General features: G+C 36.8%; 18 protein-coding genes and 3 pseudogenes. 6 read left to right on the top strand and 15 right to left on the bottom strand.

Features of this window, described 5'->3' with window-relative positions:
* Window positions 1-537: 537 nt before the first annotated feature.
* The 7 genes from J2S13_RS13580 to J2S13_RS13550 form a co-directional block, all read right to left on the bottom strand.
* Complete coding sequence (locus tag J2S13_RS13580) at window positions 538-2,040, bottom strand: PH domain-containing protein (protein ID WP_307258321.1); 1,503 nt, start codon at window positions 2,038-2,040, stop codon at window positions 538-540.
* Window positions 2,033-2,512, bottom strand: coding sequence for a PH domain-containing protein (locus J2S13_RS13575; RefSeq protein ID WP_307258320.1), 480 nt, complete (start codon window positions 2,510-2,512; stop codon window positions 2,033-2,035). The genes J2S13_RS13580 and J2S13_RS13575 overlap by 8 nt, the downstream gene beginning before the upstream one ends.
* Window positions 2,513-2,888: 376 nt before the next feature.
* Window positions 2,889-4,340, bottom strand: a complete 1,452-nt coding sequence (gene cshA / locus J2S13_RS13570) for a degradosome RNA helicase CshA (protein ID WP_307258319.1) — start codon at window positions 4,338-4,340, stop codon at window positions 2,889-2,891.
* A 360-nt stretch (window positions 4,341-4,700) separates the two neighbouring features.
* Complete coding sequence (locus J2S13_RS13565; RefSeq protein ID WP_307258318.1) at window positions 4,701-5,222, bottom strand: alpha/beta hydrolase; 522 nt, start codon at window positions 5,220-5,222, stop codon at window positions 4,701-4,703.
* Complete coding sequence (locus tag J2S13_RS13560; protein WP_307258317.1) at window positions 5,216-5,416, bottom strand: alpha/beta hydrolase; 201 nt, start codon at window positions 5,414-5,416, stop codon at window positions 5,216-5,218. The genes J2S13_RS13565 and J2S13_RS13560 overlap by 7 nt, the downstream gene beginning before the upstream one ends.
* A 106-nt stretch (window positions 5,417-5,522) precedes the next feature.
* Window positions 5,523-6,896: a UDP-N-acetylmuramoyl-tripeptide--D-alanyl-D-alanine ligase gene (locus tag J2S13_RS13555; RefSeq protein WP_307258316.1), complete on the bottom strand. Its 1,374-nt coding sequence runs from the start codon at window positions 6,894-6,896 to the stop codon at window positions 5,523-5,525.
* Between the two features lie 96 nt (window positions 6,897-6,992).
* Window positions 6,993-8,060: a D-alanine--D-alanine ligase gene (locus tag J2S13_RS13550; protein ID WP_307258315.1), complete on the bottom strand. Its 1,068-nt coding sequence runs from the start codon at window positions 8,058-8,060 to the stop codon at window positions 6,993-6,995.
* Window positions 8,061-8,371: 311 nt separating this feature from the next.
* Between J2S13_RS13550 and J2S13_RS13545 the strand changes: the two genes are divergently transcribed.
* Window positions 8,372-9,535, top strand: a complete 1,164-nt coding sequence (locus J2S13_RS13545; protein ID WP_307258314.1) for a dicarboxylate/amino acid:cation symporter — start codon at window positions 8,372-8,374, stop codon at window positions 9,533-9,535.
* Window positions 9,536-9,690: 155 nt separating this feature from the next.
* Here J2S13_RS13545 and J2S13_RS13540 read toward each other — a convergent pair whose 3' ends face one another.
* The gene (locus tag J2S13_RS13540) at window positions 9,691-10,461 is read right to left on the bottom strand and encodes a hypothetical protein (RefSeq protein WP_307258312.1); all 771 of its coding nucleotides are present in this window, start codon (window positions 10,459-10,461) and stop codon (window positions 9,691-9,693) included.
* A 413-nt stretch (window positions 10,462-10,874) separates the two neighbouring features.
* Here J2S13_RS13540 and mgtE point away from each other — a divergent pair, with 413 nt between their 5' ends.
* The 4 genes from mgtE (at window position 10,875) to J2S13_RS13520 (ending at window position 16,889) form a co-directional block, all read left to right on the top strand.
* Window positions 10,875-12,233: a magnesium transporter gene (mgtE, locus tag J2S13_RS13535; RefSeq protein ID WP_307258311.1), complete on the top strand. Its 1,359-nt coding sequence runs from the start codon at window positions 10,875-10,877 to the stop codon at window positions 12,231-12,233.
* A 264-nt stretch (window positions 12,234-12,497) separates the two neighbouring features.
* Complete coding sequence (locus J2S13_RS13530; protein ID WP_307258309.1) at window positions 12,498-13,808, top strand: hemolysin family protein; 1,311 nt, start codon at window positions 12,498-12,500, stop codon at window positions 13,806-13,808.
* Between the two features lie 821 nt (window positions 13,809-14,629).
* A complete protein-coding gene (locus tag J2S13_RS13525) occupies window positions 14,630-16,003 on the top strand; it encodes a hemolysin family protein (protein ID WP_307258308.1) in 1,374 nt (457 codons plus the stop codon).
* 304 nt (window positions 16,004-16,307) lie between these two features.
* Window positions 16,308-16,889 (top strand): YqaA family protein, encoded by a 582-nt coding sequence (locus tag J2S13_RS13520; RefSeq protein WP_307258306.1) that lies wholly within the window; start codon window positions 16,308-16,310, stop codon window positions 16,887-16,889.
* Window positions 16,890-16,945: 56 nt separating this feature from the next.
* Here J2S13_RS13520 and J2S13_RS13515 read toward each other — a convergent pair whose 3' ends face one another.
* The gene (locus J2S13_RS13515) at window positions 16,946-17,089 is read right to left on the bottom strand and encodes an Lmo0850 family protein (protein WP_307258305.1); all 144 of its coding nucleotides are present in this window, start codon (window positions 17,087-17,089) and stop codon (window positions 16,946-16,948) included.
* Window positions 17,090-17,546: 457 nt separating this feature from the next.
* Here J2S13_RS13515 and cls point away from each other — a divergent pair, with 457 nt between their 5' ends.
* Window positions 17,547-18,995, top strand: a complete 1,449-nt coding sequence (gene cls, locus J2S13_RS13510) for a cardiolipin synthase (protein ID WP_307258304.1) — start codon at window positions 17,547-17,549, stop codon at window positions 18,993-18,995.
* A gap of 1,036 nt (window positions 18,996-20,031) precedes the next feature.
* On the opposite strand, the pseudogene J2S13_RS13505 reads toward cls, so the two are convergent.
* The 6 genes and pseudogenes from J2S13_RS13505 to J2S13_RS13480 form a co-directional block, all read right to left on the bottom strand.
* A pseudogene (locus J2S13_RS13505) lies at window positions 20,032-20,175 on the bottom strand (recombinase family protein); the annotation flags it as partial.
* 640 nt (window positions 20,176-20,815) lie between these two features.
* Window positions 20,816-21,295, bottom strand: coding sequence for an immunity protein YezG family protein (locus J2S13_RS13500; protein ID WP_307258303.1), 480 nt, complete (start codon window positions 21,293-21,295; stop codon window positions 20,816-20,818).
* A gap of 5 nt (window positions 21,296-21,300) precedes the next feature.
* The gene (locus J2S13_RS13495) at window positions 21,301-22,032 is read right to left on the bottom strand and encodes a DNA/RNA non-specific endonuclease (protein WP_307258302.1); all 732 of its coding nucleotides are present in this window, start codon (window positions 22,030-22,032) and stop codon (window positions 21,301-21,303) included.
* A gap of 197 nt (window positions 22,033-22,229) precedes the next feature.
* A pseudogene (locus J2S13_RS13490) lies at window positions 22,230-22,415 on the bottom strand (recombinase family protein); the annotation flags it as partial.
* 721 nt (window positions 22,416-23,136) lie between these two features.
* Window positions 23,137-23,493: a hypothetical protein gene (locus J2S13_RS13485; protein ID WP_000041340.1), complete on the bottom strand. Its 357-nt coding sequence runs from the start codon at window positions 23,491-23,493 to the stop codon at window positions 23,137-23,139.
* Between the two features lie 18 nt (window positions 23,494-23,511).
* Window positions 23,512-24,121, bottom strand: a pseudogene (locus tag J2S13_RS13480) (WXG100 family type VII secretion target); the annotation flags it as partial.

The following is a 24,121-nucleotide window of genomic DNA, read 5'->3' as shown; positions in this document are numbered from 1 at the left end:
CAGTGCAAATATCGCTCGGAAATAAGCAAATACATGAGGGAAATAAGCAAATCGGGGTTGCCTGGCTGTCCCCCTAAAAGAGTAATCCCAATGTGAAGAAATTTCATGAAGTAGTGCAAATAAGCGCGGGAAATACGCATATTTTTAGGGAAATAAGCAATTGTCCCGAGAACTAGCGCAATTCCGCCTGGAAACAGTGCAAATATCGCTCGGAAATAAGCAAATACATGAGGGAAATAAGCAAATCGGGGTTGCCTGGCTGTCCCCCTAAAAGAGTAATCCCAATGTGCAAAGATTCCATGAAGTAGTGCAAATAAGCGCGGGAAATACGCATATATTTAGGGAAATAAGCAAATGCTCTGAGAACTAGCGCAATTCCACCTGGAAACAGTGCAAATATCGCTGGGAAATAAGCAAATTCATGGGGGAAATAAGCAAATCGGGGTTGCCAAGTCACTGAGCCTTCAAAGGAAGAAATCCCAATAGGTCAAGGATTCGCAAAGAATTAGGAGAAAACAAAAGAAGAACCACCAGCGTTTATTCTGATGGCTCTATTTCTACTTCCTTATTCGGCCGATGAACTTTGTCTGTCGGTTTAAACCACTCCGCGATCTTCAAGGCAGCTTGCTTGTCTATATCGACGACTCTTCCTGTCTTTCCTAATCCACCTGATTTAATTGTCGCTTTTAAACTCACAATATTTTTTCTACGTTGCCACCAGCTCTGTGAATATTCCATCGCTTGAATTCGGTTCTTTTTTAAGATCATCGTTTGTTTAGAAAACAGCCGAAATTTTAATGACAATTGATTCCCACATATATTCCATCCTGCATCTTTGTATCTCCAGTACCCCAGTAAAGCCATAGGGATTAATAATAAAATTGACCAAAGACCATATGGCCATAATAGCCAGCTAATGACAACAATCGGTACAATTACGAGTAACAGTTGGCGAAAAATATATCTTGTAAGAGCCACTTTCGGTAATGAAGAATAGGCAAGATTAAATTCATATTCTGGAACAATATCTTTTAATATTCCTTTGATTTCGCTTTTTTTAATAAGAGGCAAAATAATGACACTTGCACTATCCGTATCTGTAATCGAACCGCCCGCACTTTCAATTTGAACGGTTGCATATCCGAAAGGTTGGCGAATCAGATTTTCGATCATGGTGACCCCTTGAATCCGCTTAAGGGGTACAGTAATTTGACGTTTCTCAATCAATCCTCGGGTAATAATAAGATCCTCGTCTACTTTTTTTAATGTGAAGTTCGCATATTTGAGGAGCATCCCGATGACCGCAATTCCCCAAGCAACGATTAAAGCTAAGACTACAAGAACGATGACAAAGACAATTCCATTTTTCACTACATGCTCTAACTCATGAAAGATTTTTTCATAAGGAATTAACTCCTGAAATTGTGATAGAAAAGCAAGGATAGCTGCAATAACGACTCCTGCTCCACCAGAAGTCACCCCCATGATCAAGAGGTCGGAAAAAGCTGCTTTATAAAGAACCTCTTGAGGTGCTTTTGCCTGCTCTTCTTGGATATTAAGTTCTTGCTCTTTAGATTCTTTTCGTTTGGAACTTGCAATAATTTCTTCCAAGTTCTTTGCTTCCTCTTTAGATATTGCTGTTAATTCCGCTTCTGCCTCCCCCAAGGAAGACCCTGCCGTTTCTACTTTTACCTTAACCAACCCAAAAATGCGCTGTAAAATCCCCTCTGAAAAATTTAAACTTTGGATTCGTTCAAAAGGAATATATCTTTTTTTCTTTACAAATAAACCATATTCAATTCTAAGTTCCTCTTCCTCTACTCGATATGTAAATCGCAACCATCTAATGATTCCGGAAAAAAAGATAAAACCAATGACGGCTGTCGCGGTGATATATGGAAGATAATCCCATATATCTGTTGGTCCTTTCCCACCTTTTCCTACGATCATTAAAATAATAAATGGGAAAATAAGATCTTTAAGCTCTTTCAAAAAGGTGGAAACTGCGGCGACTGGATGGAGCCTTTTCGGATTAGACATCATCTTCTGCCACCCTCGCTAACGTTGATATATAATTACGCAATTCATCTGCTTCCGAAACTTCAATGGCCGGAATTTCGTGGACGGTTGCCGCAGTTGAAATCTTCACCGTCGCTAAGTGAAACTTCCCTAAGATCGGACCTTGTTCGGTATCGACATGTTGAACGCGTACCATTGGGACTAATGTTCTCTTAATAATGAATACCCCTCTTTGTAATTCGATCTCCTGTTCACGAACTTCATATCTCCATCGCTTCCAACGTATTTTTGGAAAAATCACGATGGAAAGTAAAGTAACGACAAGACCAATTGCTGCTTCCACCGCATAAATCCACGTCGGCCATTTAAAAAAATAGACCATGACTCCTAACCCAATCAGCACAATCCATGTAATAAGGGAATTAATCATTCCATTTATTTTCCAAACTTTTAAAGCTTTCTCTGAAATTCTCTTTTTGGGCTCTACACTCACGCTTTTCACCACCTAGATTCAACTCTTTACTACCATTCATTAAAAATGCCCTTAATACTCATACGTACCTTTTCCCCTTTTTGTTTCAAAAAACTATATCTTAATACTGAAAAACAAATGCGGAAGCGACTTGTCTATCGGCGTACGGATTTCGCAAGCTTCAACTGAGATAATGGAAACGAGAGGAAGATTCCACGAGCTGATGTTGGCTTATCGTAGGGAAAAAACGCAGAAATTCGCTAGACGATAGGCGCTGAAGGCTTACCGCGGACAACATTTGTTAAAAGGTGATACACAGTTCTAAATTTTAAAGTTGCCTTAACAACAAAAAAAGAGCATTGGCCGACCCCAATACTCCCTTTTGTATCGTTACATTTTATCTTGATTTTGAAGAAGAAGGATGTCTTCTATTCCCCATACGTGATGAGTGAGATTGTGATGACCTTCTATTTCCTTGATACTTGCGATGATTTTTTGAATCCGATTTGCGGTAATTTTTCTTCTTCGGAGGTAGCGCACCTTCTTCGGAAATATAAACAGGTGTACGATTAGGCTCTTTCGTCAATAATTTAAGGGCTGCTCGTACGAGATCATTCGCAGAATGTTTCTCAAGTAACTCTTCCGCCAAGTCATTATAACGATCTAAATCAGCATTTTGTATGCATTCTTCTAAATCGGATTTTGCTGCCTTTTGTTGTCCAATGAGAGCATCTGTCCAAGTTGGCGGACGCATCGGAGTCATTCTTCTCTTCGTTGTTTGCTCAACCTCTCTTAAATAGCCCATTTCGCGAGGAGCGACGAATGTAATGGCCATTCCTTCATTCCCCGCACGTCCTGTTCGGCCAATCCGGTGAACATAGCTTTCAGGATCTTGTGGAATGTCGTAGTTATACACATGGGTTACACCCGAAATATCTAATCCACGGGCCGCTACATCTGTTGCCACTAAGACATCGATTTTTCCCTCTTTAAATTTACGTAAAACAGAAATCCGTTTTGCCTGGCTTAGATCCCCATGAATTCCCTCTGCCGAATATCCACGTATATTTAAAGCTCTTGAAAGCTCATCAACCCGGCGTTTTGTTCTTCCGAAGACAATCGCAAGTTCAGGTGATTGAACATCTAGAAGTCTAGATAAAAGGTCAAATTTTTCACGTTCTTGAGCTTTAATAAAAAATTGCTCAATTAATGGAACGGTCATTTCCTTCGCTTTGACTGCAATCATTTCTGGATTGTTCATAAATTTCTCCGCAATTGCTTTAATCGGAGCAGGCATTGTAGCTGAGAATAATAATGTTTGCCGTTCTTTAGGAACATGAGAAAGAATGGCTTCAATATCTTGAATAAAGCCCATATTTAACATCTCATCTGCTTCATCTAACACGAGGGTCTGTAAATATTCTAATTTCAATGTACGGCGATTAATATGATCCAAAATCCGACCGGGAGTTCCAACAATAATATGAGGTCTGTTTTTCAATGCGCGAATTTGTCGATGGATATCTTGTCCACCAAATACAGCTAAGACACGCACTCGTTTATGACTACCAATTTTGTATAATTCCTCTGATACTTGAATGGCCAATTCACGTGTAGGAGCAATGATTAATCCTTGAATGGAACCACTTTTTGTATTAATTTTTTCAAGTAACGGTATTCCGAATGCAGCAGTTTTTCCCGTTCCTGTTTGAGCTTGCCCGATTAAATCTTTTCCTTTTAAACTTTCTGGAATCGTTGCCGCTTGAATAGGGGTCGCTTCCTCAAATCCCATTTGGTCGATCGATTTCAGAATGGTTGGACTAAGTCCTAAATCCATAAATTTTGTCAATACATCTCTACTCCTTCTATCCCCATCTGACATTTTCATAAAGACTAGATTCTTAAGATTATTTAAAAAAAGGAGAGGTTCAACTTTATAAAAGAAAAAACATCCATTCGTTTCCCCAGCCTCCTTTGCAAAGTTGAACATATAAGCAACTTAATGAACAGTTAAACCAAAGATCACTTTGAAATCACCCATCATAACTGCTCCTGAAGCCAGGTAAAGCCTTTATAAAATGAAGATGGTTTGCTCATTTTACAATTCTACTGCTTACCTATCATGGATTAAAATAAAAAATTACTCTTCATAGAAGAGTAATTTTAACTATCCATATTACGGTAATATTACCATTTTGGCATTGAAAATTCAATGTCCGGTTTCATGTCTTTCCTTTGTTTTTTGCAAAAAGGAAAAAACCTTTCGGAAAAGAACTTCACGGTTTTCTGTGTAACAAATATGATGTTTGGCATCCGCAAAATAGATCAGTTGCTTCTCCCGAGATGGAATACGTTTATAAAGATACTCCGCACTTTTCGGTGGAACGATTCCATCAGCTAGTCCTTGAGCAATCAACGTTGGAATCGTAATTTGCTTTAACAAAGGGCGTACCTCTGTGACGACTTTTCTAAATTCTATTGTAGCGGATATGGGGGTTAATGTGAATTTTGTTCGATATCGTCTAAATAATTCATTTTCCTGTAAAGATCCCTTTTGAAAATCCTTCACCATTTCACGTATATCCACTAATAATTGTTTCGTATTAATATATTGGGCTGCTGCGCTTAATAACACAAGCTTTCGAACAGGATAATGTGTAGCAAGATATGCTGCAATTAATCCTCCCATTGAAAAGCCAATGACATATACTTCTTCGCATTGCTTTAGCAATTGCTTAAGCTCTGTGCTTCCGCATAACCGATCCAATCATTTTTCTTGATTCCTCGTAAGGACAGCTGTTCTCCATGTCCAGGCAATGTCGGAACGGCCACCTTCCAATCCGTGTGGTTGGATAAATAATTCGCAAGAGGTTCCACTTCATAAGGTGCTCCTGTAAATCCATGTAAGCAAAGACAACCAATCATACTTATCACCAGTCCACAATTTTTCAAAAACCACTGCTATATTGATCTCTTCATAAACTAAACCCTTTTCCAGCTTCATTTACAAGGGGACCCCCTGCTATTTAACCTAGCCTTTTAATGATTGAACTACTTCCTCTAATTTCATCCCTCTTGATGCTTTCACTAAAATAATTTCCTTTCCTGTAATAACGGATCGTAATTGGTCTATTAGTTTCTGTTTGTCACGGAAAGAGAATACTCGATCTTTAGGAAAGACCGTTAAAGCCCCTCGAGCAATGTGCTCACCTAAAGGCCCGTATGTAAAGACATACTCTATTTTTTCAGCATTCATGCTTTTCCCAACTTCTTCATGAAATATTTTTTCATCTGGACCAAGTTCTAGCATGTCTCCCAATACGACTATTTTTTCCTCAAATCCTTCAAGATAGGTGATCAGTTCAATCGCTGCTTTCATCGATGTCGGACTTGCATTATAGGCATCGTTAATAATACGTTCGCCTTTCTGCCCTTCAATAATCTCCATTCTCATCTTCGTCAGTTCAACATGACGCAAACTTTCTTTCATGCTTTCAAAAGAAACATCTAACTCATTTGCAACTAACATGGCTGCCAATGCATTTAATACATTATGTTTTCCTAATACGGGAAGCTCAAATTGTACGTTATCAAGTCCACAAATAGAAAACACACTTCCATCATGAGACTGGTGGATATTCACTGGGTAAAGAGTGTTCTGATCTGAGTACCCAAATGTACAGATGCGAAAACGGTTTTCCCTTGCTAATGAGCGGGTTAAAAGGGGTTCATCTCCAAAGTACACAATTAGCCCGTTCTCATGCAGTCCATTGGTAATTTCCAATTTGGCCTCTGCAATGGCTTCACGTGAGCCAAGATCTTGCAAATGAGCTTCACCGATATTGGTAATCACAGCAATATCAGGACGAGCAAGCTTCGTTAGAAAGTCAATTTCACCTTTTGCACTCATTCCCATTTCCAATACAGCGACTTCTGTATCCTGCTTTAAAGATAAGATGGTGAGGGGCAAACCGATATGATTATTATAATTACCTTCTGTTTTTTGTACAGAATATTGTGTAGAAAGTAAGTTTGTGATCATATCTTTTGTCGTTGTTTTTCCATTACTTCCTGTTACACCAACTATTTTAATATGTAATTGTTCACGATAGGCTCTCGCTAATTGTTGCAAAGCTACGAGAGGATCATCCACGATTAAAATCGGTAAGTCATTAGGGGGGTTCGGGACATCTTTTTGCCAAAGGGAAGCAGCCGCACCTTTTTCAATCGCTCCCCGTACATATTGATGACCATCTACATTTTCCCCCTTAAAAGGAATAAATAAATTCCCTTGCTCGACCTTTCTTGAGTCAATACATACGCCTTCTATCGTCACATTGGAAAAGGTTGAGTTCGTCTCACAATCCATCATATCTGTGATTTGTTGTAGTGTCTTTTGTATCATTCCCTTTTTCTCCTCCTTTTCATCCATTTTCTAATCAAGGCGCAGGTTCCCGCGCCTTGATTCTCTTCTTTTATGCTTTCATATATCTAAGTGAAATTAGAATGTATGTCTAATATTTTGCTTTTCACTGAAACGTTCTTTGCCTAATTCGATCAGCTTTTCAATTAATTGCGGATATTCCACTCCAGTATGTTTCCATAAAAGTGGAAACATACTAAACGGCGTAAAGCCAGGCATCGTATTCACTTCATTGATAAGCACTTGACCATCTTTCGTTAAGAAAAAGTCTGCGCGAACAAGTCCAGAACAATCTAATGCCTGAAAAGCTGAGATCGCCATTTCTTTCATCTCTTCATATTTCGCATTTGATATATCTGCAGGAATAATAAGGGCTGTATTCCCATCTTCATATTTAGCTTTATAATCATAAAATTCCTTCTTAGGAACGATTTCACCCGCAACGGAGCATTGTGGATCATCATTTCCTAGCACACCAATTTCAATTTCCTGCGCTATAACGCCTTCTTCCACAATGATTTTCCGATCAAATTGAAATGCCTCAACAAAAGCCATTTCAAGTTGTTCGCGATCGCTACACTTACTGATCCCCACACTTGAACCTAAGTTAGCTGGCTTTACAAAGCATGGATACCCTAATGTTTCTTCTACTTTAGAATAGGCCGCTTCTCTGTTCTTTTCCCAAGCACTTCGAATAAATGAAACATAGCCGACCTGAGCGAGCCCTGCTTGAGCAAAAATATTCTTCATAATGACCTTATCCATTCCAGCAGATGATGCTAATACCCCGTTTCCAACATACGGTAGATTTAAAACTTCAAGCATCCCTTGGACGGTTCCATCCTCCCCATTAGGACCATGCAATAGCGGGAAAATCACATCATATGCTCCAGATCCCTGGTCTTCTAATGAAATCATCGCATTGGGAGCCATTGACTTTCCATTTGAAAACTGCAGATTCTTCACATCATCTACTTTCGTCTCGATTTGGGCGCCCTTTATCCAATTTCCCTCTGTTGTAATGTAGATAGGGTGAATTTCAAACTTTTCTAAGTCTAGCGCTTCAATCACGGCCCTTGCTGTTTGCAATGAAACTTGGTGTTCGGCAGACTTACCACCATATAATAAACAAATTTTCGTTCTCATAAGAAAGAACCTCCATCATTCATGTCATTATTTTTATCCTAAATTAAGGAATCAAATCCATAAAAGTCAATAGTACTCTATGAAAAGATGTCTCTATTTTATCATTTCTACCATAAAGAAAAAGAACATTTCTCTTTCAATTAAAAGCATAACGTTGTTTTCACACTAAATATATGATTCTATGAGCCCTTTATTTAGTAGTTTAAAAAAATTTAATTTTCTGGATTTTAGTTTTCATCTTAACTATTCCTGCTTTTAACGGTATAATTTCCACATACAGAAAACAATTGTTCATTTTAGGAGGACGCATCATGAAACGCTTCGGGTTATTGCCCAGAATTATTATCGCAATTGCCGCCGGGATAATATTAGGATCCATCTTACCGGCCTGGGCTATAAAGATATTTGCAACATTTAATGGATTGTTTGGTAATTTCTTATCTTTTGCCATTCCACTTATTATTATCGGATTTATCGCACCAGGAATAGGGGCTTTAGGCAAGGGAGCGGGAAAATTATTAGGAGTTACGACCATCATTGCTTATCTTTCAACCGTAGTAGCAGGCTTGATCGCCTTTATTACAGCTAAGAGCTTATACCCATCCTTACTAGTCAACCAAACTACTAAAGCATTTAATGACCCAGAAAAAGCTTTGCTGAAACCTTTTTTCAAGGTGGAAATGGAGCCAATCATGGGGGTCATGACCGCTTTATTACTTGCTTTCACGATCGGGCTCGGTTTAGCAGCGATCAAAGGGGATGCATTGCAGAAGGTGATGGATGAATTTCAACAAATCATCACACTAGTGATTGAAAAAATCATTATCCCCCTACTACCATTACATATTTTCGGGATTTTCGCGAATATGACACAAGGTGGGCAAGTTAGCGCCATCATGAGTGTATTTGCCAAAGTATTTGTGATGATCATTTGTCTTCATCTCATTTATTTAGTTATACAATACAGTGTAGCTGGTTCATTACGAAAGCAAAATCCAGCTTCCATGCTTAGAAAGATGATGCCAGCGTACTTTACCGCTTTAGGTACACAATCATCAGCTTCAAGTATACCTGTCACTTTAGAACAGGCTAAATCATTAGGCATAAAAGACCGTGTGGCTGATTTCTCTGTACCATTATTAGCAACCATTCACTTATCAGGAAGTACCATTACCCTTGTTAGTTGCTCAATGGCCGTGATGATGCTACAAGACAAGCCACTTAGTTTTCAAGCACTCTTTCCTTTTATTCTCATGCTTGGAATTACGATGATCGCAGCTCCCGGTGTTCCGGGTGGAGCAGTTATGGCGGCATTAGGTTTATTAAAAACAATGCTCGGCTTCGATGCAACAATGGTTTCCTTAATGATTGCCCTTTATCTTGCTCAAGATAGTTTTGGAACAGCCTGTAATGTAACAGGTGACGGTGCAATTACTGCTATTGTGGATCGGTTTAGCAAAAAATCCTTAGCTTAGATTGATTACCACTGCCTAAGAATAGAAAAGAGACAAAGTATAAAAAAGATAGTCGCATAGATTGCAGCTATCTTTTTTATTTGGTGTAATAAAAACAGAAAGGGAGCTATCCTTAAGCAACACTCAAGGCAGCTCCCTTTTTTATAAATTCAGAATTAGCGAAAAACTGTGCTCCATTCACGTGTTTTTTTATCAAATACAATTTGACCTGATGGTGGCTGGGAAAGATGACTTGTATAATCATCATACATTTCATCCATATTCACATAATCTCCCACTACCCATACAGGAATTTCAACTCTCGTTCTAGTTTGAACCGCTTTGGAAAGAGAAATGACCATTCCCTCTTTCATTTTTTCTTTGAAAGAAGCAATAATATCTGTCGGGACAGACGGAAAGTCCTTTCCTTTTTTCAAATAGAAAAATGCCTTCTCACTTTTCAAACGGCTTAATTTTAAAGCAACGATATTACCAAGTATGTGATAAAAATCCTGAATATAGCGATAATATATTTTATTAAACCATCCATCATCATGAGAAAGATACACATATTGATTATTTAACTTACTGTAAAAAGGTTCCCGTAAATGCTGTTTGCTATGACCAAGGTAGAGCAACTCAGCAATCTCTTGTGCCTCTAGTTCATTTAAACCATCCGTATCTTCAAAGTCCATCCAACAAAAATCTCCATATTCATATACGTCCTCCTTTAATAGTTGGTGGATATTCTCCTTCTCAACATAATCAAGGAGTGTATGCATGTTAAAGTCGCTGTCATCAAATTGGTGTTTGAGAAGCAGCACATTGTTTAAATCTGTACTAAGACTTTTTACGAAGTCACGGAACACAATTCCGAAAGACATCGTATACTGAGAGGCTATATTTAAATGAATATAAATAATTTCTTTACTCCCGCTACCTTTCAATGTTAAACCCTCCGAATCCTATCATCCCTTGAACAACATGCATGTTTCATGCTTAATATATCTATTTTAACAAAATAAAGCTTGAAGACGTATGTTAATATGAAGAAAACAGTCCCTATTTTTTTCACTAGACCATTTTCCCATTAAAAAGAAAGAAAGAACACATGGTCTTACTTTATGATACTATGAAATCCATTTATAATGAAAGTATTCGCCTATCCTATTCATATGGACAGATCGGCAAAAAACAAATTCAAAAAATGTTTGTTGATTTTTTCATTCTGTATTAAACTTCTATAGTAAAATATAAACAGTTATATAAGTTTTTTAACGATGAAAGAATTTGCCTTTCTATGACTATGATTCAAGGCACTCCTAACGAAATAAAGAACCAAAAAAGGGAGGGGATGCTCATGTTCCAAAACTTAACAGAAGATCAAATAACCCTTCTTGTGATCAAAGCGCTCAAAGAGGGAAAAAAGAAAGAACTCCAAAAAATCATTGATGAACTACATCCTTATGATATGGCACTTATATACAATAACTTGCCAGATAAACATAAAAGTAGGTTTCTGCTAAATTTAAGCATTCCCATCCTAACCGATGTCATTCAGGAGTTAGAACACGATACCCAATTGGAATTGATCAAAAAACTTGGAAAAGAAAAATCCAGTAAAGTATTGGATGACATGGACAATGATGACCTAGCCTCCCTTTTGGATGATATGTCTCCGGAAAAAATGAAGCAGTTTTTATCAGGGATGAAGGAAGAAGAGTTTTCCATTGTTGAAACCATGATGACCTATCCACCGGAAACGGCTGGACGTCTCATGACCAATAGATTCGTCTGGATTCGTAATTATTATTCCGTGAGAGAAGCGGTCGACAAACTGAAAACATTCGCCGATTATGCGGAAACGATTAACTATCTATATGTCATCGATGAACATCACAAACTCGTCGGGGTTGTTTCCTATCGCGACTTATTGTTAGCTGATATAAATGAACGAATTGACAGTGTGATGTATGCGAGGGTTATCTCAGTCTCGGTTTACACTGACCAAGAAGAAATTGCCCGTTTAATTGAACGATATGATTTCCTGGCGATCCCTGTCGTAGATGAGGATGACATCCTTGTTGGGATTGTCACGTTTGATGATATCCTTGATGTTGTCATTCAAGAAGCCAATGAAGATATTGAAAAATTATCTGCCGCTGGTAAAGCGATTGACTTCGATACAAAGGCCGTTGTCGCAGCTTTTAGAAGGCTGCCCTGGCTCATTTTACTCCTATTTATTGGACTAGTTTCAGGCAGTATTATATCAAGTTTTGAAGAAACCTTGCAAAAAGTAGTAGCTTTAACCTTTTTTATGCCAATGATCGCCGGGATGACGGGGAACACCGGAACGCAGTCATTAGCAGTCGTCGTCCGTGGATTATCATCAAAAGATATTGATATGAAAACATCCATTAAGTTAATAGGCCGTGAATTCGGGGTTGGAGCTATCATAGGGATGATCTGTGGTATTCTGATCTTCTTTATTGCTTTTTTCTGGCAAGGAAGTGCTACCCTCGGTGTAGTCGTTAGCCTCTCCCTTTTGATCACATTAGTGATTGGAACCTTGGCTGGAACCGTCATCCCTTTAATGCTCTACAAACTGAATATTGATCCAGCCGTTGCCTCAGGACCACTCATTACAACGATCAATGATATTTTTTCTTTAGTCATTTATTTTACAATCGCCTCCTGGTTTTTGCATCAGTTAATGTAAAAAATAAGTGTAGAACAAAAAATGAATGGGAATGTTAACCTTAATAGGTTTTTATTTATGATTTTTTCCGATCATTTATGGTAAAATACTTTTTGATTAAAAGAGGATGTTGTTTCGTTTTATTACTACCCTTTCTATAACCTATGAAATAGCGAAGGACACCTTTTGTTCCTTCGCTTCTCTCATCTAAAAAGGCCCTAAACATTGAAAAATAAGTTTTTTTACAGGAGGTGTGGGTCTTACTATCATCAGTAAGACACGCTATTGGTCGCTATAAAATTAATTTCTGTCGCTATTTTAATTGCATTAACAGCCTTTTTTGTTGCGTCGGAATTTGCCATCATTAAAGTTCGTTCTTCCCGAATTGATCAGCTCATCGGAGAAGGAAATAAAAAAGCTATCGTCGCAAAAAAAATTATTACAAATTTAGATGGGTATTTATCAGCATGTCAGCTCGGAATAACAGTTACCGCATTAGGTCTTGGGTGGATTGGAGAACCAACTGTTCAAGTGCTGTTAACCCCATTATTTGAACAATTACAACTACCTGAAACCATCACTCATGCACTATCCTTCATCATCGCTTTTAGTGCGATTACATTTATACACGTGGTTTTGGGAGAATTAGCTCCAAAGACATTCGCTATTCACAAGGCCGAAGCGTTGACATTAAAAGTGGCCAAGCCTTTGACCACTTTTTACCGCGTCACCTATCCGTTTATTTGGGCATTAAATGGAGCAGCGAGATTTACATCTGGACTCTTTGGGTTAAAACCTACATCCGAGCATGAAATGGCCCATTCAGAGGAAGAATTACGAATTATTTTATCTGAAAGTTATAAGAGCGGGGAAATTAACCAGTCAGAATATAAATATGTCAATAAAATATTTGAATTTGACAATCGATTAGCTAAAGAAATAATGGTTCCAAGGCTTGAGATCTCTAGTTTCGACAAATCCGATAATTTGAAACAAGTGACCGAAACCGTTCTCGTTGAAAAGTACACCCGCTACCCGGTGACAGATGGCGATAAAGATAATATTATTGGGATCATCAATATGAAGGAAGTATTAACAGATTGCATCTCCAATCAATGCGATGAAAATCAATCTTTAGTAAAATACATTAAACCGGTCATTCGCGTCATTGAAACGATTCCGATTCAAGACTTATTAGTGAAAATGCAAAAAGAGCGGACACATATGGCCATCCTCCTCGATGAATACGGGGGGACAGCGGGATTAGTGACGGTTGAAGATATTTTAGAAGAAATAGTAGGGGAAATTCGAGATGAGTTCGACACAGATGAAATCCCTGAAATTCGTAAAATTAATGAAGAACATTATTTACTCGATGCCAAAACGTTAATTGAAGATGTCAACGACCTACTTGGAACTGATTTATCAGATGAGGATGTAGATACGATCGGTGGTTGGCTTTTGACACAGAAATATGATTTGAAGCAAGGAGATATCATTGAATATCCCCCATACCGCTTTAAAATTACTGAAATGGAAGGTCACCATATTCTATATATTGAAGTGAAGAAGATGAAGGAAACCTCTCAGGAATAAGAGAGGTTTTTTTATTTGTTCGGCCATGTTGCTTTTTGAACACTACGGGGTCATAGGACTTCCTCCGAATTTATGTAAATTCCCCTCTTTGAGGATTACTGGGTGCACTCGATTTGATTATTTCCCAGGGGGATTTGACTATTTCCCAACGACTTTTGCACTACTTCTGGCTGGATTTGCGCTTGTTCTCTAGGTTTTTGCACATTTCCCTGAATTTATGCATATTTCCCGCGGTGATTTGCGCTACTTCAGGAATTATTTGCACCAGCGAATTCCCCTCTTTGGGGATTGCCGGGTGCACTCGATTTGATTATTTCCCGCGGTGATTTGACTATTTCCCAACAACTTTTGCACTACTTCTAGCTGGATTTGCGCTTGTTCTCTAGGTTTTTGCACATTTCCCTGAATTTATGCATATTTCCCGCGGTGATTTGCGCTACTTCGTAGAATATCTGGATTAATGGCACACTGTCTCATGAACTATTTTCGCTACTCCTGGAAAAATTTACCCATTCCCATCAAAAATTTTGAATATATATCCTTAACTTATAATAAAATATCAACAATATATCGTTTCCTTGTTTGACGGAATTTCGATCATTTTTTATAATATTAGTAATATTCTAATGAATTCGGGGTGATGGAATGGGGCAGTGATGAATTCTTGTTTTGTACCCATTTTTTCTTATAACTCTAGTATTTTCGCTCTAATTTTTGATAAAATAAAAGTTAAGCACACGTTATTGAACATTAATCAGGTAACTTTAAAACACTAGGAGGTGACTCCTTACTCACCGTATGAGTGGGATAAGGAAACTTATTTGGACATATTCAACCTGGTTCTTGTCGTTATTCTAATTGCTTTAACGGCGTTTTTCGTAGCTTTCGAGTTTGCAATTGTTAAAGTTCGAAGCTCACGAATAGACCAACTTATTGAAGAAGGTAATAGTAAAGCAATTCCTGTAAAAAAGGTGATCACTCATCTTGACGAGTATTTATCTGCTTGTCAATTAGGAATTACGATTACAGCTCTAGGCCTTGGGTGGATTGGAGAACCAGCAGTGGCTAACTTATTAAAGCCATTATTCGTCACCTTATCTATACCAACATCGTTAACCCAAGTTCTATCTGTCGGAATTGCCTTCACCGTTATTACATTTTTACACGTTGTGGTCGGTGAATTAGCCCCGAAAACATTAGCGATTCAAAAGGCCGAAACGTTAAGCCTGTTGTTAGCTCGTCCGCTCATTTGGTTCTATCGAATGATGTTTCCTATTATTTGGACATTAAATGGAGCAGCCCGATTAATCACGGGACTTTTCGGATTGAAACCAGCATCAGAAAGTGATTTAGCCCATACAGAAGAAGAATTAAGAATTATTCTTTCGGAAAGCTATAAGAGCGGAGAAATTAACCAATCTGAATTTAAATATGTAAATAAAATTTTTGAATTTGACGATAGAATTGCGAAAGAAATTATGGTACCCCGTACCGAAATTATTTCACTTTCTAGAGATGAAACGATCGATTCTTTTTTAAACACTGTCCGGGAAGAAAAATTTACCCGTTATCCGATTATTGACGGAGATAAGGATCACATCATCGGTCTTGTGAATTTAAAAGAAATTTTAACAGATTATGTTCAAAGTCAAGACGAACAAACACGAAATAGAACATTAGTCGAGTATATTCGACCCATTATCCGAGTGATCGATTCCATTCCCATCCACGATTTATTGCTGAAAATGCAGAAAGATCGGATTCATATGGCTATTTTAATGGATGAATATGGTGGGACATCTGGACTTGTTACAGTAGAAGATATTATTGAAGAGATCGTTGGGGAAATTCGGGATGAATTTGACCTAGATGAAGTTCCTTTAATTAGGAAATTAAGTGAAGATCACTATATCCTTGATGCGAAGGTACTCGTTAGTGAAGTGAATGATTTATTGCATTTAGACATTGATGATGAAGATATCGATACAATCGGAGGATGGGTGTTAACGGAGAACTATGAACCATCCCAAGGAGATATTATTCTATATGGTCTTTATGAATTTATTATTCAAGATGTTGAAGACCATCATATTAAATATATAGAAGTTCGGAAAAAGGAAATGATTGAGCCAAAGGACGAAGATCAGCCACTTAAACACCAAATGACAATGGCCAAGACAGAAGCAATATCATAACGAGCTCGGCTGCCTCAGTGAAAGGCCTTCTTCTTCTAATTATAGATGAAGATTGCAACCCAACATGGGGCAGTTTTTTATTAAGACATCATGAACTTTCCCCTTGCATTCCTCAAAAAGAGTAGGAAAATAAACCTCCCCCACTCGACGAAATTCGATTTATTTCCCGAGAAATTTTAGTTTGACTGAAATAGTTATATACTGACTCTCTAAAAAAATAATGGTATACTTTTTACTATGCAACTTGAATTTCATGAGAGAAAATCATCGTCGAAACCATTATTCTAAAGGAGCAGCTTTATATATGTCAGAATTAATTGTACAAATTGAAGAATGGCTACTACAATATGGGGTCCTTGGGTTAATCCTTGTTGCCTTTACGGAATCATCGTTCTTTCCCATTCCACCTGATGTCATTCTATTGCCTTTAGCTCTTGCTCGGCCTGAAGAAGCCTTTCTATATGCATCTTATACTACACTTGCATCGGTATTTGGCTCATTATTAGGCTGGTATATTGGTAGAAAATTAGGTCGCCCCATTTTAAGGTATTTTATTTCTGATGAAAAAATTGCGAAAGTAGAAGATCTCTTTAAAAGATATGGAGCATTAGCCATCTTAATCGCAGGCTTTACTCCAATTCCTTATAAAGTATTCACGATTTTTTCTGGAATAGCTCAAATCCCAATTAAAGTTCTTATTATTTGGTCATTTATTGGCCGGGGATTACGTTTTTTCTTGGAAGCAGCACTTGTTGTTGCATTAGGGGCAAAAGCGAAACCTTTTATAGAGGAAAATTTCACCCTCATCACCCTTATAGGTGGGGTGACCATCCTTCTTCTTTTCATTATTTATCGTATCATTCAAAAGAAAAAGAAAACATTATAATAATCAAAAAACATCCTATTCATACGGATGTTTTTTCTTACCTTTTATTTTATATTTTAAGATTTTACATAGTCAGCAATTCTTGGATATCCTTTTAAAGCATGAAATACTTCGTTTCGTGATTTTGTTTTTGTTACTTTCACTCCTAATTGGGAGATTTTCGCAATCACTTTTACCACTCTTTCATGATCTTTGCCCATTTTAGACACCTCTTTGAAATGGATTCTTATTTTATATACGATTGACATCTAATAATTGTTTCAATTTTTTTAGAAAAACTTTCTAAAATACCTATTCCATATCTGCAGTTGTTTATGTATAAGGGATTTTTCAGGCAGTCCTTAAAATGGCTGTCCCTCCTATTTCGAATATTGAATCTACGTTCATCTTCATCCCCCTTTACCCTTCTGCTTATTAAGGCAAGCATATATTTCTATGAAAGATAGCATGTTAGATTTATGAACGTATTTAATTGGTTTTTTATATCTATTTAATTAGACGTTCATGATGATGAATTCGTTACAGTTTTTTAAAGAAAAATGAAAAGTTTTTCACCCACATTAGAGAAAGGAAGAAAAAGGGTTTCTAATTGGAAACGTTTGTTGGATACTGGTAATATATTAATAAGTATACAATCGTAAAGTAGGTTTTTAGTTCATGGATATTCTTTCAGTGTTTTTAAACTCTCTGTTCATCCTTAACTTTTTATTTGCTGGCGTTGTCATTTTTTTGGAGAGAAAAGACCCGAGTGCTACTTGGGCTTGGTTGATGGTTTTATTTTTCATCCCTTTTTTAGGTTTTATTTTATATCTAATATTTGGTCAAAACTTAAGTCGACGAAGATTATTCGATTGGGCGGATATTAAGAAAATCGGGATTGAAAAAATGATCGAAAAACAAATGGATTCTTTAAAAGAACAAACATTTCCCTTCTATGATCGCTCTGCTGAGGAATACCAAGATATGATTTATTTGCATTTAAAAAATAATGGTGCTGTTTTAACGGAAAACAATAGCGTAAACATTTTTGTAGACGGAAAGGAAAAGTTTGAATCTCTTTTTTCTCATATTTCTCAAGCAAAAGACCATATTCACTTACAATACTATATATTTCGAACAGATCATCTTGGAAAAAAACTTCTTCATTTATTAACCGAAAAAGCCAAAGAAGGTGTACGAGTACGTGTTTTATACGATGAAATGGGTTCAAGAAATATTTCCAAAAAAGCGTTCAATCCATTAAAGGCGGCTGGTGGCGAAGTAGAAGTATTCTTCCCAACACGTATACCACTCATCAATTTGAGATTGAATTATCGTAACCACCGGAAACTTGTTATTATCGATGGAAAAATTGGTTATATAGGTGGATTCAATGTTGGAGATGAATATTTAGGGCTGAATAAGAAGTTTGGTTATTGGCGAGATACCCACCTTCGAATTGAAGGAACCGCCGTACACGCTATTCAAACCCGTTTTATTCTCGACTGGAACCAAGCATCCGACCATTATGATATTCAATACGAAGACCACTATTTTCCGGACTTCTCCCATGACGGAGAAATCCCTATGCAAATCGTATCGAGTGGGCCCGATTCTGATTGGGAGCAAATTAAATGTGGCTATATAAAAATGATCTCATCTGCCAAAAAGTCTATTTTAATTCAAACTCCTTATTTCATACCTGATGCGAGTTTGCTTGATGCATTAAAGATTGCCGCCTTATCTGGGGTAGATGTTCGCTTAATGATTCCAAACAAACCTGATCATATGTTTGTCTATTGGGCTACCTATTCCTATCTTGGCGAAATGTTAGAAGCAGGAGCCAAAGTTTATATTTATAACAACGGATTTATCCATGCAAAGACGATCATTGTTGACAATAAAATTAGCTCGGTTGGAACGGCAAACATAGATGTCCGAAGCTTTCGATTGAACTTTGAAGTGAATGCCTTTATTTACCACCAAGAAACAGCAAAATTGCTAGCTGACTTTTTTGAAGAGGATGCAAAATTATGTTTTAACCTTACAAATGCAAAATATCAACTCCGTCCATTACGGATACGCTTTAAAGAATCCATTTCCCGGCTATTATCACCTATTTTATAAACTTGCGATGTTCTGCTGAAATTCCATTATCGGGCTTGTGCGGGTAGCCATCAATAGGAGGTTCCCCGTCCACCCGACAATGCGACTGGAACACAAAAACCAAGCTCCTGTACGGATTTCGTAGGCTTTGACTGAGATATATGAAACAAGAGCACGGCCGTTTTCGAGCTGATATTGGCTTATCGTTGCGAGAAGAAGAAATACGCCGATAGGTCTTCTCCCCTCAGCTCGACTACTCTTTTGTACAAATTCTTGATTCGATCATTTCACACTGTCTTTTGAGCATTTCCCATGCGGATTTGCGCTTCTTTTCGGCTCAATTGCACCAGTTCTTCGTGTATTTGAATATTTCCCGCGACATTAGCGTATTCCCTGGATTTATTTGCACCACTGCGTTGAAGGTTTGCCGTGGACAACATTTTTAAAGGGATATCCGCTGCTATAAATTTTATAATTTTTAAAACAATAACAGGGGTATCCTAGCTTCCTGCCAATTCCCTCTGTCCTCCTCAAAAGCTGTGTTTGTTGAAAAATTGATATTTTTCGCCACCCTCATTGCAGCAACATAAACAGTTAATAGGCTGATTGTAATATGGGGTAAATTTACATAAGGCAACTTGATAACCTCGACATACACGACCGACTAATGGTCACCGCTTCTTCTTTTAAAATGGGTATGGACTTTTCCTTCTGAAAGCTGAATGGGAATTTTTAAAAAATGCGAGGTTTATAAATCAAATATATGCAAAAACTATGATAGAAAAATACTTATTTCTTTATCAGAGAACTCACTTTTTATTTCTTCCATTTCTAATAATTTCTTTACCTCTTGTTCAAAAAGATAGAGCATGTACACCTTTTTAAAAGCAATAAATAATGCTCTCTCATAATCTATCGGAATAGTAGATTGTACTATATTTGCATTACAATCAACGAAAGAGACAATAAAATTTGTTTCATCTACCTTTGTTAACTTAATGGCTCTATTTTTTACATGTTGTTTTGCCTTTAATAATAGCGAAGAAGGAATACTTAATATTCCTTCATCTCTAAAAATATGTATCAAGTTCAAGCCTCGTTCTTCACAATATGCTTTAATTTCATCTTCTTGATATTTCAAGCTGTATCCATCTTTTGCTTGCCCTTGTGTCGAGACACGTATATACCCAACAACGTTCAACTTCTCACCCTCCCGTTACATAAATTTTAATTTGTGTAACGCTTTTTAACGAATAGCGAGTATTATACGACCCTCTCTAGTAAAAATACAACCCAATTTTTGTCTGCCTGATGCTAAACTAGTAACCTTCTTACGTAACCTACCTTTTATCGCCAAGAGCTTTGTCATTCTCGTTAGTTTTTTAGCCATTCCCTGTCATAACTACCCCTGCCATATAAAATGTCATCTCGCCTAATTATCGTACTTTTCTTACTATCCAAGTATTAAAACGATACTCCTTGATGGTACAACCATCATGAGCTTTCGATTTTCATGTAAATCATTTTCTTTTTGTCTCACTCAAAAATCCTCACTTTCTTTTTACTAGATTTATGTATCTGTATCGTTACCCCTTTATCATTACGAGTTTTGTCATTTTCATTAGTTTGTGTGTTTTGCAGTATCATAAGTCCTCTTGGAATGTAAAATGTCATCTCGTCTGGTTATCGTGCTTCTCGCAAAATCCAAATATTAAATCAATACTCCATTATGGTACTACCTTCATGAGCTTTGAATTTCAAACTGGTCTCATTCATGTTGTTCTTACTTCACCAAAAACAAAAGCACCTGTTGCCTAAAAGGCAACCAAGTGCTTTATAGTTTACTTTTCTTTAAATTCCTTCATTCTCTCTAATAAATCAAAATCTAGCTGTTCTTTGTTTTGACTTATATATTTATATTCAAAATACTTAATTCTATCTGTTGGACCAAATTCACTTTCATGCCAATTTGTATAATCAAAATGTACGTTTAATTTACCTGTATCATTTAATATTAATGTCACTGAAAACCAAGGTTCTTGGTCATTATCAGTAAAAACTTTTTGGAGTTCAACAGTAAGTTGAAATAATTTATGTAGTTCTTTATTATAAGCCCTCTTATCTACACTATATAATTTTGGAATATAATGTGAAAAAATGTGTTGTTCCTCACCTTTTGGCGTAAAAAAGAAGAAAACTCCTCCTTCTCCTTCCTTAACTTCACCATTAAAATAGAAATTATCCCATTCAGTTGGAATCATATCATTAACCTGTTGTGCAATTTCTTTATATAACTCGTTTAATTCTGTTTCAAAACTCATCAATATCAGCCTCCTGATTTATTTGCAATCTCGCGAATCACTGGAAATTGGCCTTCAATTTCATATTCGACCATAAAGGAATCTGGTCGCATTGAATTATTAGAATAGATCGGTTCATTACTAACAGAGACTTTCTTGGGTGGTACCTCTTTCAATGCATTGGCCCATTCAGTCTCCATTTCGTACCAAACTCCACCCCTCCTATTAATTTGACTATTTTGTGGTACAAGATTATCAATATCAGGAGGACCATTAAATTGTGCTCCTATTAAATGTCCGCCATCATCATCTGGTAATCTGTCTCTTCCCCCTACATTTGCCTGAGCGTATTTATTTCTATTAGCCTTTTTCAATACAAGTTCGGGAGCATCTACATTTACAATACGTCCAAGTTCATCGGTAGTATATTTGTAGTTATCATTGGTTACGTACTTAGTATTTGGGAGTAGTTGTTTCTTACCATTTTCACCTTTTATTATGTGCTTTCCAAAATCAATTTCTTTAACTTCGTTGACTATATTACCATTACCCGTACCCTTAGTAACTCCCCTTACACGGTCATCCTTCACAGAAAATGCTTGCTGATTAATCTCCCGAAGAGTTTTTGTTTCAACTCCATAGATTGAGACATCTCCAGTGCCTATAGACAGTTTTTCTTGACGAAGACGGACAGGTACTTGAATCTCCCCAATATAATGTCGTAGTGACTCTAAAGTTTTTTTCGCATCATCGTTCATCCTCCGATGTGCATAGGTACGCAAGCCTATCCATTTTTCATCACTTTAGTAGTATGTATAGTAAAATAAGCTAATTTTTTAAGTGAATTTATAAAATAATTGCTGGATGTTTCCCATTTGCTTGTATTTGCCCGTATGTATATACCCCTCGATAATAGTTCTCTCGGTCTAACATATGCTTCACTTGCACTTTCGCAAACTGTTAATCCATCTTCATCTACTGTCGCTCCGCTTAGCCCTTTATCTTCGTATATGTGAAGCAGTTGTAGTTTATTTTCAGTGCAGTACCGTTCAATTTCTTCTACTTGATACGCCAAGCTATACCCTTCACGCACTTGTCCTTCTGTTGAAACTCGTACATAACCAACAACTTTCTCTTCCATATTGAATCCTCTCCCGTTACAGCAATTACAATCCCTGTAACGTTTACCCGTTTTTTGCAGATAACGTGTGCATAACGTCCATCCGTTAAAGCGTACTTTACGATGACTTCAAAAAATAACACAACCCTTTATTTTTTCCTCTACTATCGTCGTACACTGTAGATAGCCATTACAATCTATAAAACAACAATAAAAATTTAACACTTAATGCACTTATAGAATTATAATGCTCTTTTAAATTTCTACGCTAAAACGCAAAAAAGCACTTGTTGCCTTTAATTGACAATCAAGTGCTTTAAGTTCATCTGTTTTTAAGTAGCATTAAATTTGTAAGTTTTATCGCAACAGTATGACACCTTTTATATGTCGTGACAACTACTACATTAAAAATTACGAGCTTGTACGAGTTCGTTAGTTTTATATACATTCCATGTGTTTATATTTATCGCCCGGTAAAATGTCATCTCGCCTAAGCTCGTACTTTATTTTTTATTCTATCATTGCACATAACACTCTATGATAGTACAACCATCATGGAGTATCTATTTTCAAACACCATATATTTTTCTATCCACTTCAAAAATACATTCTTTTTCATCAATTTTTCTTATGTGCTTTTGTATTTATCGTTTTAGAACCATGAGCTTTATCACTCGCTTATGTTGCTTTACTAACACAAACTCTTAACATATATTTTTAAAATAATAATTATTAAGAGCAATTAAACTTCGTCAGACAAAGCATCATCGTAATCCTGTAATTCTTCCATAATTTCTTTTAACCGGTCAATATTATTTATAAATTCGCCGTAAGAAATTTCTTGGTAATCGAAAATTCCTTCACCGTATTCATCACTATCAAATATTTTCACTTCCGCACCTAACTTCAACAAGTTATCAACTAATCCCTTTAAATTTTCCATATCATCAATATCATTTGCATCTGTTTCGGCAAAAAAATCTTTGTTTTCAATTTTATTTTTTATCTCTGTAATTCCTAAACCAGTGTACTTTCTTAATGGTACTACACATTTACTAAATGGACCATTAGAGCTTATTGTAATTGCCATTTTACTCATCTATTATTCTCCTTTCCATTAAAATTCTTCTAAATAATTTGGATTAACAGGTCTACCAGGTGCATTTTTACTATAGCTTCCGCCATGCCAACCCCTTAAATGTTCCCTGCTAGTTACAGGATAAATTAATTCTCCTCTATTACATATATGTGGGTAATTCATAGCATTGTAAGTATGATGTCCAATTATTGATTGCCCATTATATTGAGGTTTTTTTCCTCTTAAAATCTCTTGTATCTGTTCATTAGTCCAATCCCTTGTTGTAGGTTCTCCATCTAAAATCCTTTTCTTTTCTTGCTTCCAAAATTCATTAACCCCTGCAGCTCTTCTTTTTGAAAATCTTTTATCCCATTGATATCTTTTATATTCTTCTTTTGTTACTGTACGATTTTCAATCTTTTCTTTTATTTTTTTCTGCTGACCCCTACTTAAAGATTTGTATGGTGTAAGTTTTGGTGTTAAATCAAGTTCTGCTTTCAGTACCCTTTGGGCAATAATCTCTTCTCCTACTGCTACTTCTTTATTACCCAGAGCTTCACCCGTACCCTTAGTAACTCCCCTTACACGGTCATCCTTCACAGAAAATGCTTGCTGATTAATCTCCCGAAGAGTTTTTGTTTCAACTCCA

The organism is Oikeobacillus pervagus (genome assembly GCF_030813365.1).
GTDB lineage: Bacteria > Bacillota > Bacilli > Bacillales > DSM-23947 > Oikeobacillus > Oikeobacillus pervagus.
Note: the sequence above shows the minus strand (reverse complement) of the source record. Positions and strands in the feature narration are given on the sequence as shown.